Below are 16,206 nucleotides of genomic sequence, written 5' to 3'. Positions count from 1 at the left end.
GACCATCCACCACTAGGATGTCATATGTATCGTCTATCCGTCTTGGATAATGGGACAGGGAGTTTAGTAGTAAATTCTAATTGCCGATGCATAAATGTCATTACCTTTACGAAAGGCAATAAAAATAAATAAGTTTCTGTAGAAATCAATGCAATAATCAAAAAATCCCTACTCATTAAGTAAGGGATTTTTGCTATGTCAAGGATGTCAATTCAAAGGTACAGTATATTATGTTTTTCCTCACTAAATGAGGATCAAAATTTATAATAGTATCACAATATCCATTGTGTCTATTAGACAAATGAACTTAAACTGTAATTGTTCAAATGCAACAATAAGATACTTCTTTTATTGTGTTTACAGGAAAGGCAGCAATTATGACTGGATTTTATTGCGGTATAAATTTAACAACCTCAGGTGAATCAACAGGAACTGTTGCGATTACTGAATGTGTCTTTACGTCAATCACAGATACACTACCAGCTATTCTGTTCGCGACATATGCCAATTTACCATCAGGTGTAAAAGCGATATTATCAATCGGATCTTGGATGCTCCCCCCGTTCTCAACTTGAATAGTCGCTATTATAGACTGAGTTTTTACATCAATGACAGGAACTGTATTACCTGACTCAATAGTTAAATATACTACTGTTCCATCAGGCGAAATGGCTAAGCTATTTGCTCTAGTTATAGGAATTTCAGCAATGATTGAATGGGTTTTCACATCTATTACTGAAACAGGCGTGTCACCAAAAGCCCCAGCGATAATATATGCAAGCTTCCCATCTGGGGTAATGGCTACGTTAGTTGGGTTTCCTGCTATTGCGATAGAAGCAATAACTGAGTGTACTTTAGTATCTATGACGGACACCCTACCTGGGCCAGTGTCTACTGTGTAGGCTAATTTTCCATCTGGGGTAAATGCAAGTTTACTAGATGCAGAGTCTACTCGTATAGTAGCAATCACAAAGTGTGTCTTCGTATCTATTACTGAAACGATATTCTGGCTGTTATTAACAACATAAGCCAGTTGTCCATCTGGAGTAATTGCAATATTAAAGGGGGCTCCAGCCATATTTATAGTAGTAATAGCAGTATGAGTTTTTGTATCTATAACTGAAACACTTCCTGAGTTTAGGTTAGTAACATATGCAAGCTTCCCATCTGGTGAAATTGCTATATTATTTGGGTTATTCCCCACTGCTACATTAGCAATAACAGAATGAGTTTTTGTGTCAATTACAGATACAGTTCCTCCAACTGCCATTGGGACAGTAATATAAACCATTTTACCATCTGGTGAAGTTGCTATATTATTTGGGGAATCTACAAATGGAATATCCACTTTTGCAATTACTGAATGCGTCTTCGTATCAATAACGGTAAACATACTACTACCTGGCGATCTAGTCAAAATATAAGCCAGCACCATCGTAACGACCTCCATTTATTCGTTTGATTAAGTGTATGCGCCAGAGTACCCCTAAATGATTTCATGCTAAAAGTCATTTTATATCTTAAATCAGTGTGTTAGAATATGCTAAAGATTGAGGTAAAATTTGCTGAACAGTATTATGATAAATACTCAGGTGAAACAAAGTATAAGTATGCTGCTAATTGGTTATCTCAAAGAGCGAGTCAAATTGATATTATATTAAGTGAAGAAGAAGTTAGAGGTATTATTAAGGCTAAACTTAAAAATATTAAGATGGAATATGAGGATGCTTGGAAAAAAGAAAGTGTAGCTGCGGAATAATTAAAGGAACAATACAACATTTTTGTATTTATATATATAAAGTATGATTCACTAACAAATAACATAATATTTCCATATATAAGTAAATGAAATCATTGTAGAAAGGGTGTGAAAAAAATACTGAGCCTAATTAGATTATTTGGATTCATTTGGGAAAATTAATAATTAATTTAGTGTTGGTACAGAATTATAAGATTTAATACCTATTGTCACTATATATGCACAAAAACTAGGCACCCAGACACGGGTGCTAGTACAAGTTGGTTTAGAACTTTCTCAGGCATTCATTTATGTACTAAATATAACTAAATGGGGTCTCCCAACATTTCGGAAATTTTGTAACTTTAGCAGATTTCAATATAAAAACAGTAGAGTTTCTGTATTCTAAGAAACCCTACTGTTCCATTTAATAGGAGTAACCTACCCCTTTTTCTCTGGAATTTGTCAGCCACCCTCTATACAAGTGACAGTCGAACTTCCGACAACAGAATTCAGTTCTTTAAGCAGAGAATGTAAGAGTTCATTCTTTACTAAGATTTCTAATGATTGTGTTGTTATTGGTACATTATACTTATTGAAAACAACTTCTGTTTCTTTCCAAATATCAACAATTCCTTTGGGAGACATATTAGATTGTATAACCATTTCACTTCTCCTTCTACTGGTGTGTAGCAACATCGAAAAAGTATTAGTCATATAAACGTTCGTTTTAGGTGCTTTTTATACTTAACTAGATTATATACTAATTAAGACAAACATAAAGCACCCAAGCCCATCCGAAATATAAGTACCAAAGTAAAAGATCATTACCTTTTCTGAGACTGACTTAACGCGCAAAATTTTCAAAATGTTGTCTGTCCGCTTTTAAATCGCAACAATAAAGACTGAATTTCTTTAGCCTTGTGTATACACAATATCCTTGAGTTTCATAAAGTTAACTCATTTCTATACCAATTCTTGTCGTATTTTCTCCAAACCTTAATATATCTTTCAGAATTAAGAGTAATTTTCCTTATCAACCCTTTGATTAGAATAATTTTTACTTATACTTATTAAAGTTAAAACTAAAATCGCCATTCCTCCAATTAAAAAAAATAAAGATAATGCCATCCGACCTTCTTGCCACCTAGTATAAGCTTGAAGAAAGGATATAATAATTATGGAAAAATGGAAAAAAATTTTTATTTTTGATATATTATTTAACACTTTAATTCTCTCCAATTTTGATACTTTTTGAGCTAATTCAAAACTAATAGTAAATATCACTTTTGACTAGTAAGTTTTTTGTCTTCATTCATATCTATCTTCCAAGCAAGAGTCCGTAAATAAATTCCCCCACATATTGGTCCTATGACTCCTATAAATGCTAATATACTTACTTCTTGCACTGTTGAAAGCATAACTATAGTAATAAAGATTAATACTCCTAAAGTAAATAATACTAATGATGATTTCTTTAACTCTTTAGGTGTAATGCTTTGTTTCTTCATTTTAATGGCCCTACTTTTAAGTATGGTATTTGGAAGAATATCCATTTACTACTATACTATAATTTTCCTTTACTACAAAACAATAATGATGATTGATCAATAATAACCACAATGTCCATAGTGTTAAATAAAATTTTAAAAAACCCACTCCTTTATATGGAAATGGGATTTGCTGAAGTGCTAATTAAGTAATGTCTAGGTATAGAAAATAGTACCTGAATCTGCTACAACCTTTGCCTTTCCTTGTATCTTATAGTCACCAGTGTGGTGAAAGGCTAATGTTTCCCCTAAGGCAACTTGAATAGGTTCTTGAGCTGAAGTGACAACTACACAATTTTCGTCTAAGGCTGTAATATATGTTAATCTCAACATAATACCCTCCTTCAATTGTACTTTAGTTCTCATCCTAAATTATGGAATAAAACAAGAGAATAGAGCCTTAATATTAGGTATTTTTTGCATAATTACAGCGTATTATATTTTGCATCAACTTTATTTTAAAAAGCCCTTGTGCCAAGCTTGAAGCACTCTATATGGGTGTTTTATGTTGCTATAACGCTCTCAAGGGAAATTATCTTTTCTTTTTTGTACTAGAAACATAGTTAAATACAAAAAAGCCTTTACTCAAGTAACAAGCATTAATTCTCTCATATCTCATTCGTTTTATGTTTTTTGGATGCTAGTTTAATACTCCTTTTTCCTGCAACGATTTAGAGTATCGTACACAATGGCTAACGATTTAATTTCGGACATTCTATGATCTCCCCCATGCGGCATAGATAAAAGGCTTGTTCGAGTTTAACGAAAATGAATTTCTAAAAAACTTTAACAAGTGAACCATTACTCTGAAATAAATAGAGATGGTGTTTATTTAGCACTTTTGCGCTGTATAGCTTCTTTGCCTCTTTTGAAAGCAGCGTGAAGTAGAGATATCCAAACAGGACGATTAGGCTTTATCTTTTTCCCTTTTCCTAACATTTCCATTTGTTGTGAATACCACATCACATCAAATGGCATCTTATTATCGATGCTCCTCAACCCAATTTTTTTTTCGGATAACTTCACTTCTTGAAGACTATTTTGTGCTATTAAATTCGGAAAATCTGGATAAACTGCTAGTGGCCGAGCAATTCCAATAAAATCAGTTGCATTAGATTGAATCGCGTTTTCCATCCCTTCCTTTGATCTAAATCCACCTGTAACACATAGTGACATATGTACTGTTTTTCTAAGCTTTTCAGCAAAATCAAGAAAATACGCCTCTCTAACTTTTGTACTCTCCTTCACATTTCTTCCTGTCATTTGGGGATTTTCATATGAACCTCCTGAAATCTCTAATAAATCTACCCCTTCTTTTTCTAACTGTTTAGCGACATACATCGCTTCTTCCTCAGTAAAGCCTGCCTTCATAAAATCAGCAGAATTCATCTTCACACTTATCGGAAACGATCCAGTTTGATTTCGTACCTCTCTATATATTTCTATCAAAAATTTCATTCTACCATCTATATTCCCTCCCCATTCATCATTACGTTGATTATGTCTTGGAGATAGAAATTGACTAATAAGATATCCGTGTGCTCCGTGAATTTGCACACCAGTAAACCCTGCTTTTTTTGCGAGTTTAGCACTGTTACCGAACCTTCGGATTAAATCAGTAATTTCTGAGCTTGTTATTTCTCGGGGATGAGGAAAAAATTTTCTAATACTTTCGTGCAAAGGAATCGCTGATGGAGCAACAGCTTCTTTAACGATACCCTTGGGAGCTTGCTTACCAGGATGATTCAATTGCATCCATAAATGTGTATCATTAATTGTCCCTCTCTCTGCCCATTTCTCTAAAAAAGGGAGAATACTCTCATCCTCTACAACGATATTTCTAGATTCACCTAGTGCTTTTTTGTCCACCATTACATTACCAGTAACGACTATACCTGTACCACCTGCAGCCCATCTTTCATATAAATGATAAATTGCTTCTGTAGGCTGATGGTGTTTATTTGCTTGTGCTTCACTCATTGCCCCTTTGAAAAATCGATTTTTTATTTTAGTTCCATTATTTAACGTAAATTCTTTGAATAGAACTGATTCCACTTATGTCACTCCTTAATATTTATTGTACTATATTATGTATGTAAAAACGTTCTAACCATCCTAACGATGCGAGCGTGATAATTAGATGGTCAAAGGATAACACCTGTTATTTACATTACCAAAAGTTATAGCTGTCTGATAAAAAGGTGTACCAAAGAATAGGCTTAGAACAAATGGCTCTTGATTTATGAAAAAAACTAACTCAGCATATCTATTGTAAGTGCTTGAATTACTAGCAAAATCTATCATTTGACGTGTATAGTGTTTTGCAAATGTGATGAGTTTCATAAATAGTTGTTGATGTTGATAATTAACAATACTATAAGTTTGTGTATTCCCCATTTTGTGATACTGCATAACTAGACTTTAGTTTCTTTATAATGATATCATTCTTTTTCGAGGGTTTATTCCAACACTTCAAAATTATAACACTTTTTGACATGTAAATTACTATCAGGTGATGCACATGAAGAAATCGAGGAAATTTACACGAACAGGAATAATAGATGGTTTTAAATTATAGGAGTTAAATAATTATGATGAGATTTGGGTTGTTAAGGGAACTCTATATTCGATAGATGGTAAAGGTGAAATGCACATTATTGGTCAGAGGTAAGTTGATTTTCTGACGGTTACCCTACATGTTTAATAAGTTTTTATGTGGTCAATAATTAGTATGATTATTCATATTTATTTCTCCTTTTCATTTTACCCTAGATTATTATAACCTAGGGCTTTTTTTCTTTATTCTGTCTAAGATGCACTGAACCAATTATTAATTTAGCAATAAAGCATTCATTGACCTACTATTTACAAACGCTCCAGCCACACCCCCTTGTGTTTCAACAACAGAAGCCATAAGCACAAGATCTCCTGATACACAAGGCACTGCAATAGTAAAGTTTGGGTTTGTGTTATGTTCTACATCAAACCGAACAGGTTGTTGTACTCCACTTACAGTGTCCAATAATAAAGGAGAAGCTGGTGAATAGTTTACTTCAGCTGATTCAGCCATTACTTGATAAGCTATTTCATATTTGTATGGTAAATTTTCTTGTTCTACGTTATTTTCCAAACCTATTACAAAGAAATTTGACTGAAAAAAACCATCAAGTTTCGCCTGTCTTCCATATAAAGCTTTCGGTACTTTTAATCTTAGTATCTCTACACTAGTTCCATCTAATGGTAATTCTACGGGTCTATCTTCTTGAGCAGAGATAAAAACCGTAGTATGGTTTTTAGTCATTACTTCACCTCCTATGCCTTTCCAAAGTACAAAATCCAATTAGAATATCATTTCTCATTGGATTTTGTCTCAGAATATAGTATTCATAAAAGTAAACAATGCTTGGATTAACTTCATAGATAATAAATGGAAATACACTCTTAGAAAATATACTTTTTATACCTTTTATAATCTGTTAGAAGAAAAAAAGATGAACTCATATTGAGGTGATTTTGACAGATAACTCTGAGATAGACTTAAATAAAGTATAAGACTACAAAGAATTCCCCGACAAAGCTAGTGACTCAACTAGTTTTGTCAGGGAATTCTGTAAAGGATTTTGTTTTCATACGTGAGTGTAATAATTGTGGAATGAAGAAAATTATATAGCCCTACTAATTAGTAGGGCTATTTAGAATTATGTTTAAGGTTGATATACTACTATGTTATAATCCTCTATTCTTATTAGACCATTCTTCATCATTCCATTCTGCAGGCATTCCGCCTAAACCTGAGAAATGAATAGTCGCATCATTTGATTGTACAAATGCGAGTAGTTTAATATTTTCAAGAAGAAATTGCCAAGAGTTACTTTGAACAAGATCTAAAATTTCTCTTGCATCTTTAGGTTCCTTATTAAAAAACACATCATAGTTTTTAAAAACCAAGACAATTCCATTATCTTCTGGCAACATTTCTGATAAACAGTCATTAAGGGCATCTATATTTTCCCCATAATAGTCTGGGAAGTCTAAAGTATATGCAAGTTCAATGTGATAGTTGTTAGAGTCCCAATTTGAACAGTCAAAAGTATATACTTCGAATCCTTCACGCGATATAGCTGATATGTATTTATCTAGTATTTCATTCCTCCAAAATAACTTAACAGAACCATTTTGCATAAGTTGTTTCCATAATTCCATCATAACACCTCATTAATAAATTAAATTCTTTCATCTTACGTAGTATAAATTCATCATAAGAATCACAGATCTTTTTCTATAAAGATACCAGTTTGTAAATTGGTTGTAATCAAATAATGTAAAAATGGTCTCTTACGTTAAGAATATAACGATATGTTCAAAAATTGATAATAAAATGTAGCTTTCATTGTAAATTACATTTTTCGGCTCTAAATAGAAAGAGGGCTAGAATCAGCCCCTATGAATCTCATTAATCATTGTGTTTAGTAAAAACCTATCACGATGTTATAAAAACTCTTCTGTAATCAAGCTATCTGGATCTGCTAAAGGCTGAGGAGTTAAAAAAGGTACGGTTTGAATGGGTTCTCTTATAGATAATTCAACGACTACTGTTTCAGATTCAATTAATACTACCATCATACACATAAAACATACCATGGTCATCACAGAATAAATATGAATTCACTGAAGTTTCCACCTTAAAATATTATTGTAGTACATACTATTTACAAAATAATATTCTGTATGGACTAGCATCCATACAGCTTGCCCATTTTTATAATATTTGAGTAGTCGCTCTATAAGGAAGTTAGACACACTTTTTCTATTATGTTTATTATTTAGATTAGTTTCTTATTTGATCTGATCATAAATATTCAATAAAAATAACCATACCACAATACCAGAAACCATACTAAATCATGCAATTGTCATTTTATTATGATTTACTAAGACAAAAACCCGTAATTTATTTTTTAGTTCTTCATTGGAAAATTTTTGTATAATAGACATATGTTATTTTAGGGGTGAAAATCTATGAAAGAAAATTTAATAGCAAGATCATTATTTACCTTAGCAATTTGTATTGTAATAGGTAGTTGGTTTATTTCAAATGGGTTAAAGGAAGGCAATCGAATAATTGCAGAACAATTGTCTGATGGAATTGAAGCCACACAATCATACGCAATGGATGCAACACAAGATCAATTATTAACTGCTACACAATTATCCGAATATTTGGGTTTAAGCGATGAACAAGTAACTCAGTTATTCCCAGATTCAAATGGTAAAAGCGTAATGCCTTATTTAAAAATTAAGGGTGAGCTCTTCTTCCCTAAAGCAGCCATTGATAAATGGTTACAAGAAATTGAAGCAACCTCTATTAATAGATAAGTCTTATTAACTGTGGGCTTATCTATACTTTCATAAAATACTTCTTTTATTGTAATTACAGTCCAATAAATAAATGACTCTTCTCCTACCTTGTAAAAGCAATCCCTCTAGGAGTTCTTGTAGAAACTGTTGCTATGACTGAATGAGTTTTTACTTCGATCACTGATATAGAATTATCGTTAATATTTCCTACGTAGGCAAGTTTCCCATCTGGTGTGAAGGCTATGGAACGATTTAAATTACCAACTTGTACTGTTGCAATAATAGATTGTGTATTAATATCAATAACGGTGACTATTCTACCGCTAACAGTCGTCACATATGCAAAATTTAAACATGGAGTTATTGCAACTCTATTTGGACGATCATTATTATTACCTATTGGCACAGTACCAATAAGTTTATGAGTTTTTACGTCTATTACTGAGATTGAGCCGATAAATCCATTATTTAAATTGGTGATATATGCAAACTTACCATCAGGAGTAAAAGCAATACCCCGTGGATTATTTCTAACTCCTACAGTTGAGATAACAGAATGGGTGCTAGTATCAATGACCGATACGTTATTAGAATTTTCATTTGTTATGTAGGCTACCTTTCCATCTGGAGTAAACTCGGGAATTCGAGGGTTCAATCCCACAGTAACAGTTGCAATAACCGAGAGAGTCTTAATATCAATTACTGATACCGTGTTTCCTTGTAAATTGCTTCCAACGTTTGTGACATAAGCTAATTTGCCATTAGGAGCTATGGCTATTCGATTCGGACTACTTCCAACAGGAACTGTAGCTATAACCGAGTGAGTTTTTGTGTCTATAACCGACACGCTGCTACTTGCGAGTGCACTGTCAATAACAAATGTTTTTTTCCCATCTGGTGCTATAACGACATTGATTGGAAATTCCCCGACAGGCACTGTAGCTATGACTGAATGCGTCTTTGTATCTATAACAGATACTGTGTCTCCAGGGTCTGAATCCGTTCCTGTGTTCGTAACATATGCATGTTTCCCATCTGGTGTGATTGCAATATTCCTTGGAAATCTACCTACATTCACAGTACCTACTACAGAGTGTGACTTTGTATTAATGACTGTAACTGTACCCATATCTTGACGGTTTACAACATATGCTAGTACCATATCGTATCGGCCTCCTATAACTCCTTTTAAACATTCTATGCATCATACCATCCATAAATGTTTTCGCGGTAAAAGACTTGTTTTATCAAAAAGTCTATAAACATAATTTTTTAAGATCAATGTCTAATCTATTACCCTTGTTATCCTCCACCTACTTATTGCAAATTAGACCGCCCTCACTATTTCAGGAGCAAAGGTGGTCTAATTTTTGTCGTTTTTGTTGAAAGACACTATTGAAATAACAAGCCCAGCAAACGCTACTGCAAACATCAACGCTTCAAATACCGTCATGTGCCTCACCCCCTTCTCGGGGAATGAAGCCGACCACCCTTAGAAATTCGTTATTGTATTCCAATTATGCCATAGTTGTCCATATTGACGTAGACAAACAAAAAAGGACTGAATTCAGCCCCTTAGTAACCTCAATAATCATTGTGGTTACTATCTACCAATTTTCTCTAACGATTCTCTCAAATTAAGATCTTCATTCAGAATTCTTTTATGTGTTCTTAGCTTTTTGTCATAGACGTATATATGTGACCAAGGACTATAATTCCTAACAAAGGCTACTAAAACACAAACATATTGTTCATACCTTCTTGCTTTAACTACTTCAAAACCTTCTATTATATGTTGTTCTATATCCTTTTTCATATAATCTAAAAATTGGAGTTTGAAATAGATTCTATAAATTCATAGTCAATTCCCGTCTTTTAAAAGGTTCTTAACCTCAGACAAATACTCCACTCCTTTGCTATTTAGGTTACTAAAGGCTAGCCAAATCTTCTGCTTAGTCAGCCCTCTTTTTTAAAACTCTGACTATTGAAACTAAACTAGCACCTGCTATAAGAAGAGATGCTATGGAGCTTAAAGTCATTCCATACTGGCGGACAAATATATTTTGAAAAAAAATGTATAAACAAACTACAGCAATGAGAATATCCAAAGCTATATACAGTTTATTATTCATAGATGTGTTTCCTCCAAATTCTAATGCCTATATTAAGTATAAATTAAAGATTCCTAAGTTGAATAGTACTGTTTTTGAAACTTAATATCACTTTTGTTTCCTACCTACATATACAATTAACATTTTTCTATCATATTTCATGGTCTACTGTCAGTTACAAAAATACATAAACAAACATTTACTAATTAGATAGAGGTGATATTAACACCTCATAATATCACTGAAAGGAATGAAAAATTATGACTAATTGTAAGTGCAAAGGTAAAGACAACGAAATATTTTGTAATTGTCAATTTGGTACTGTCACATTGTCAGATGGTAACACTGCAACTCCATTTGTACCTTTAATATTAACAACAGATAAAATAAATGTTACAGAAAAGGATTGGGTAGCTAAGGTTGATACGATGGCAGACTTACAAAAAACTAGTGGTTCTTCCTTAATCAATGTTAATTATGTAGTTGAACGAATAACAGGTGGAACTACTACAACATTATGTAGTTATAATCTTGTAGATGCTAGGACTTCTAATTTCACATTAACCCCAAACAATACAGTGTGTGATTACCCGCCACTGGGCTGCCATATGTATAGGTTGTCAATACTCGATAATGGTACAAATCCTTCCGAAACACTTGAAAATACTTGTCGGTGCATTAATGTCACTACCTTTCAAAAGAGTGAGCAGAGTAAATAAGAAATTTGTAGCAACCACATTCAACACACAAAAATCCCTACTCATTGAGAAAGGGATTTTATCTAATTTTGGCGGTCAAAAAGTGATCAAGTGTCAGAAATTTAAATTCCCACTCAACTTGACCACCAGTCAAAATTGCTATAAACGTTGTTAAATCAACATTTTAATATTAATACAAAGTCATATATTGGTAACGTTCCCAAGGATGAACTTGTGTGCGGAACACGCCTTCTAACAGAAAAACGTATCATACGATGTTGATAATACATATAAATCAATACTTCTAAAAAATCAGCATGCAAAATAAATTTAAAAAATCGATTCCTTGTGGGCAGTTATTTCTATTATAGTCAGACAGCTCATAGACCTAGTTTTTTTCAGACATGTGATAAGGGCTGCAATTGCGCAGTCCTCAATTTAGAAAAGATATATGTTTTGTTTTCCATTGTTCAACTTTGATAACTAACCCCATGAACAAATGCTTAAAGTGATCACTGTAAGCAACCACGATTTTATCCAGTCACCAAACAATCCCATCCGAGTCAACTAGTGTTTCATACCAAATCATTATTGCTATCCAGTGATTAATTAACTTATTAATAAATTTAAAGGAGTTTATTTACACATTGTGAATTACATATACATAAGTTTTTTTTCTATATATTTCATCAACCTAGTCTAATTACATGTAGAACTGGTGAATTAATTTCAGGGCTTCCAACTACAGTAGGCGTAGTGACATCAATCAGTTCATTCATCGCAGAACTCTCATAAAGTACAGATTTTGATGGAGTCGAAGCTGTATCTCCACCAGTATTTGCATTTCTTGAAAAAATAAAGGTAAGACCAGGAATATTCCCGATATTATCTGATTCTACTTGAAAAGAAAGTTCTTCTCCATTATTTAACTGGACAGAAGATACACCAAATGTGATTTCATACAAACCAACTTCAGAAAGCTGTATTGCATTATTGTTATTTGCAAAAGTTAAACCTCCTATACATGGTCCTGTTATCCCAAACATAACATTCATTTGCCCTACTGGTACTTGACTAGTTGGTCCAAGAATTTGACACGCTCCTAGCACAGAACCAGTTGGTCCCGTTGGCCCTGCTACCCCCTGAAATCCCATTGGCCCTTGTGGTCCAGGTTCCCCTGGAGGTCCCTTTGGTCCTTGTGGTGGTGTTGGAACAACTCTACATTTACAATCTTTATCCTTCATTATTATTTTCACCTCCTATAATTGTTTTTACTTTATATGTATGGTTATTTGCTATAGAAGGTTGGACTATCATATATAATCTGACTAACATGGACTCAAGTCCATGTTAATTATGTATTTTCAAATAAGTTCCTATAGTTTCGTTTATGTAAACTATAATTGCATATAATATTTATTAACATACAAATAAGACTGACTGTATTATTGGCCTGCCTTTTAATTCCAACTTATTTAGGAGAGTGTGAGTCAACTGTATCTAATTACATGTAAAAGTTGATAATTGTAAGTAGGTGTGCCTATAGCAGTAGGTGTTAAAACGGAAATCACTTCATTCATAGCACTACTTTGATAAAGAAATGATTTTGAAACTGGAAGAATTCGTTTACTATAGACGAATTTTGGGCTAGAGTAATCAATGATCCATTATTTCCTCCAACATCCGAATCAAATTGAAAATCAACCCTCTCAGTTCTTTTTGGAGGTTCTTTATGACTACTGCGGTTATTGATGTCAAAACTCATAGTACAATTGCTTCTTTACCTACTAATCCCATCGGGAAGCTTCCCGCAAAGTCACAATATAACCTTCTATTAAACATGATAGAAATACATATTAATAAGAAGAATAAAAGAAAAAAAGATATTTTTTTAGACTCGTAGCACAAACTATTCTAGTAGCTAAGAGTAAAGGCCTAAACGCAACATTTTTCAGTGCGCACGATTCAAAAGAAAAGCTCCAATCTATATTTGGTGAAGCAAGTGTTATTGAAAGTCCTAATATATTTAATATAATTGATGTAACTATTGGAAGAATAAAGTACCTAACACTGGAACTGTTTTAAAATGTACTATTCTCACGGACAGACTTTCTGATGAAAATTTAGCCATGTTGAAAAATCTCGGTAAAAAAAGAATTGAACATACCAATACCTAAAAACACTCTCCAACCATTTGCTGTGGTTCGTTTTTTCAATTCACAATAAAAGTAAAATTTTATTGTGAATTTTTCTTTTTTGGGGTATATCAAACCCCATATTTTATAAAGGCGTTTGGATAGACGTTATTGCACAGGTTGAGAAATAAGAAAATGCAACCGGTGCATCTGGATCGTTTCCTACTTTGACAATGCCTTCGCCCACTTGTAGCACAAACTGTGTTAATAATATCGGTCTACCTAGGATAGAAAGCGAAACTTCTTCTCCTAAAAAACTTTTTAGAGAGTCTGAGGATGGATCCTCACAGCAAGCACATTCTCCTGTACTTTTAATTGATGATTGTAAATTTACATCCACTTGAAACAAGGAGACTGCTCCACCAATCATACAAATTGGAATTCTCGCCCTTACCATATTAATTTCATCATTAATATCAAATATAAAATTTGATATGGAATTTACAGAAGAAACGGCAAATTCTTCTCCTCCAATTGTTTGTAAAGTATAATTAGCTTCATTTTCTATTTTCCTCAACAAATTTTGAAAAGGTATTACACAGCAATCACATCTTGATTTTAGAACTGACTCTTTCGTGGAGGGAACTGTTTTGTTACAACCACATTTTGATGTTCTATAAGTTGTCATTTATATATCACCTCCCTTTCTGTCAATAGCAGTATATGTACTCTCTCGTGCTGTGTTTGGGAATCTTCAGATATTTTATGTATTATTGTTTACGTTAAAATTGAAGTTTTATTGTAAATGGTTTTTTCCACATTTATACTTTGTGTATTGAATGAATGTCGGCTTTTCTAATAATCGCATCGTTTGTAAATACCCATACTTAATTCAACCATTTCAACAATCGCTTAAACTCGTTAATAGCTTCATATGTACCTAACGCTTCCTCAATTGCATGTAAATGATCGTCTAACGAAAATTCTTCTGTTGCATAATATCTATTTAATAAATCTTAAAGTCCGGTCACATTGATTCAAACCGCCTTTCGTTATTTAATTATTATGTATTAAGTGAATATCCTAATCGCCCTGCCTTTTTGATTCTTTATGTATGGATACATGTTTCTAAGTAGTTTACCTGCTACTTCATACTTAACTACTGGAGGTTCATTACTTATGCTAATAATTTTCTTTACCTTATATTTCTTAAGAAGTTTCTCAATAGAACCTCTTCTGTTGCTGCTTTAATTTTAATAGACGCTTTTCCACTTTCTGTTTCAAATTGGAAGTAAAATCGTGTTATCAATCTATCACACTCCTTTTTGATGCTATTATTTACCAGCTCTATAAGTCTATTACACACCTCATCAATTGATTATAATTATGTAGGATTGGAGGTGTGTTTATAATGTGTAATAATCCAGTAGGATTGGAGGTGTGTTTATAATGTGTAATAATCCAGTAGGATTGGGTGATCGAGCTGGTGCAATATTTATAGATTTGTTGTGTTGTGGTATACCTCTGTATATTATTTCTTATCTTATATTCGGAAATACTAATGAACTATTTTATAATCTTTTTAGTAATCTATACTATGTTTTAGTGCCTACTTTATGGTATGGATACACTATTGGTAAAAAGTTTGCTGGTATACGCATCGTGAAAAAAGATGGTTCTCAAGTTGGAATTCTCACTATGATAATGCGTGAATTTGTAGGACATACTTTATATCTATTGACATTCGGTATTGGTTACATAGTAAGCATATTCATGGTTTTTATTCGGGAAGATAAGCGAGCAATTCACGACTTTATTGCAGGAACATATGTGACGTATGACAAACCTGAAAAGCTAGAAGACTGGCAAGCCGAGGGTGCATAAAATCTTGTACCCTTCCGATAAAACGCACCTTTTATTGTGACTCTACACTCTTCTTTTTCTTCACCATTTTTCGATAACCCTCATGTCTTTGCTAGTATTTGGACTTTTGTTCTAAACTTCTCATCAGGTATTTTAAAATTTTTCCCATCTATTAAAATAATATGGGATTCTTCGTTAGTGCTTGTTTGATGAAAGAAACTTTATTCATATTTCATTTTTACATCTCCTATTTCACACCCTATTTCAATTTAGGTTTAGTAGTCATAGCATTAATTTTCATACCATTAATCCTCACTAGAGATTTTGCATTCATAGATAAGAAAATTAATGTGAAAACGGGTTATTTTTTCCTAACCTTAGGTATACTTCAATTTCTATTAACAATGATTTTCATTGATATTTTTTCATTAAACTAAACTTACCTTGTTTTTACTAAACATGTTAAAATTACCTTATAACTAAACTAGAGGTGATAAATATGAAACTTGAATTTCCTTTGTTTCTTCTGATAGTTTTACTTTTTTCCAATGTTGTTCATTATTTCTCACCAAAATATGAAGAAATATATATAATATTAGCCGTTGGAGTTGTTTATCTTATTCTAAAGAAACTAGGCATAATGAAGAAAAATGTCAGTCCAGCATTTGGGATTTCCTTAATATCTATCACCTTGTTTGTTTTCTTTGTGATCCCCGCCCTTTTCATTTATTAAAAAAAGAATTTTCTGGTGGG

At 32.9% G+C, this 16,206-nt stretch carries 16 protein-coding genes; 5 read left to right on the top strand and 11 right to left on the bottom strand.

What is annotated here, in order from left to right:
• Window positions 1-388: 388 nt before the first annotated feature.
• On the bottom strand, window positions 389-1,435 hold the full coding sequence (locus SLH52_RS10045; protein WP_320209144.1) for a cytochrome D1 domain-containing protein: 1,047 nt from the start codon (window positions 1,433-1,435) through the stop codon (window positions 389-391).
• A gap of 105 nt (window positions 1,436-1,540) precedes the next feature.
• Here SLH52_RS10045 and SLH52_RS10040 point away from each other — a divergent pair, with 105 nt between their 5' ends.
• Window positions 1,541-1,759, top strand: a complete 219-nt coding sequence (locus SLH52_RS10040; protein WP_320209143.1) for a phage holin, LLH family — start codon at window positions 1,541-1,543, stop codon at window positions 1,757-1,759.
• Window positions 1,760-2,203: 444 nt separating this feature from the next.
• Here the strand turns inward: SLH52_RS10040 and SLH52_RS10035 are convergent, their stop codons facing one another.
• The 7 genes from SLH52_RS10035 to SLH52_RS10005 form a co-directional block, all read right to left on the bottom strand.
• The gene (locus tag SLH52_RS10035; RefSeq protein ID WP_320209142.1) at window positions 2,204-2,404 is read right to left on the bottom strand and encodes a hypothetical protein; all 201 of its coding nucleotides are present in this window, start codon (window positions 2,402-2,404) and stop codon (window positions 2,204-2,206) included.
• 617 nt (window positions 2,405-3,021) lie between these two features.
• Window positions 3,022-3,249 (bottom strand): hypothetical protein, encoded by a 228-nt coding sequence (locus SLH52_RS10030; RefSeq protein ID WP_320209141.1) that lies wholly within the window; start codon window positions 3,247-3,249, stop codon window positions 3,022-3,024.
• Window positions 3,250-3,444: 195 nt separating this feature from the next.
• The gene (locus SLH52_RS10025) at window positions 3,445-3,621 is read right to left on the bottom strand and encodes a hypothetical protein (RefSeq protein WP_320209140.1); all 177 of its coding nucleotides are present in this window, start codon (window positions 3,619-3,621) and stop codon (window positions 3,445-3,447) included.
• Between the two features lie 495 nt (window positions 3,622-4,116).
• Entirely contained in the window at window positions 4,117-5,343 is a 1,227-nt protein-coding gene (locus tag SLH52_RS10020; protein WP_320209139.1) for an NADH:flavin oxidoreductase/NADH oxidase family protein, read from the bottom strand.
• A 775-nt stretch (window positions 5,344-6,118) separates the two neighbouring features.
• A complete protein-coding gene (locus SLH52_RS10015) occupies window positions 6,119-6,589 on the bottom strand; it encodes a hypothetical protein (protein ID WP_320209138.1) in 471 nt (156 codons plus the stop codon).
• Window positions 6,590-7,014: 425 nt separating this feature from the next.
• Entirely contained in the window at window positions 7,015-7,494 is a 480-nt protein-coding gene (locus tag SLH52_RS10010; RefSeq protein ID WP_320209137.1) for a barstar family protein, read from the bottom strand.
• A gap of 282 nt (window positions 7,495-7,776) precedes the next feature.
• Complete coding sequence (locus SLH52_RS10005) at window positions 7,777-7,911, bottom strand: hypothetical protein (RefSeq protein ID WP_320209136.1); 135 nt, start codon at window positions 7,909-7,911, stop codon at window positions 7,777-7,779.
• A gap of 396 nt (window positions 7,912-8,307) precedes the next feature.
• On the opposite strand from SLH52_RS10005, the gene SLH52_RS10000 reads away from it, so the two are divergent.
• The gene (locus tag SLH52_RS10000) at window positions 8,308-8,664 is read left to right on the top strand and encodes a helix-turn-helix domain-containing protein (RefSeq protein ID WP_320209135.1); all 357 of its coding nucleotides are present in this window, start codon (window positions 8,308-8,310) and stop codon (window positions 8,662-8,664) included.
• A gap of 85 nt (window positions 8,665-8,749) precedes the next feature.
• Here SLH52_RS10000 and SLH52_RS09995 read toward each other — a convergent pair whose 3' ends face one another.
• Entirely contained in the window at window positions 8,750-9,808 is a 1,059-nt protein-coding gene (locus SLH52_RS09995; RefSeq protein ID WP_320209134.1) for a cytochrome D1 domain-containing protein, read from the bottom strand.
• Window positions 9,809-11,017: 1,209 nt separating this feature from the next.
• On the opposite strand from SLH52_RS09995, the gene SLH52_RS09990 reads away from it, so the two are divergent.
• On the top strand, window positions 11,018-11,476 hold the full coding sequence (locus SLH52_RS09990) for a hypothetical protein (RefSeq protein ID WP_320209133.1): 459 nt from the start codon (window positions 11,018-11,020) through the stop codon (window positions 11,474-11,476).
• Between the two features lie 668 nt (window positions 11,477-12,144).
• Here the strand turns inward: SLH52_RS09990 and SLH52_RS09985 are convergent.
• A complete protein-coding gene (locus SLH52_RS09985; RefSeq protein ID WP_320209132.1) occupies window positions 12,145-12,699 on the bottom strand; it encodes a hypothetical protein in 555 nt (184 codons plus the stop codon).
• A 488-nt stretch (window positions 12,700-13,187) separates the two neighbouring features.
• On the opposite strand from SLH52_RS09985, the gene SLH52_RS09980 reads away from it, so the two are divergent.
• Window positions 13,188-13,358 (top strand): hypothetical protein, encoded by a 171-nt coding sequence (locus SLH52_RS09980; RefSeq protein WP_320209131.1) that lies wholly within the window; start codon window positions 13,188-13,190, stop codon window positions 13,356-13,358.
• A gap of 377 nt (window positions 13,359-13,735) precedes the next feature.
• Here the strand turns inward: SLH52_RS09980 and SLH52_RS09975 are convergent, their stop codons facing one another.
• Complete coding sequence (locus SLH52_RS09975) at window positions 13,736-14,278, bottom strand: hypothetical protein (protein WP_320209130.1); 543 nt, start codon at window positions 14,276-14,278, stop codon at window positions 13,736-13,738.
• Between the two features lie 761 nt (window positions 14,279-15,039).
• On the opposite strand from SLH52_RS09975, the gene SLH52_RS09970 reads away from it, so the two are divergent.
• Window positions 15,040-15,474 carry an RDD family protein gene (locus tag SLH52_RS09970; RefSeq protein WP_320209129.1) on the top strand — a complete coding sequence of 145 codons (435 nt, stop codon included), beginning with the start codon at window positions 15,040-15,042 and terminating at the stop codon, window positions 15,472-15,474.
• Window positions 15,475-16,206 lie beyond the last annotated feature (732 nt).

Source organism: Cytobacillus sp. IB215665 (genome assembly GCF_033963835.1).
In the GTDB taxonomy this organism is placed as follows: domain Bacteria; phylum Bacillota; class Bacilli; order Bacillales; family SM2101; genus Nanhaiella.
This window is presented reverse-complemented; position numbering and strand designations above follow the sequence as displayed.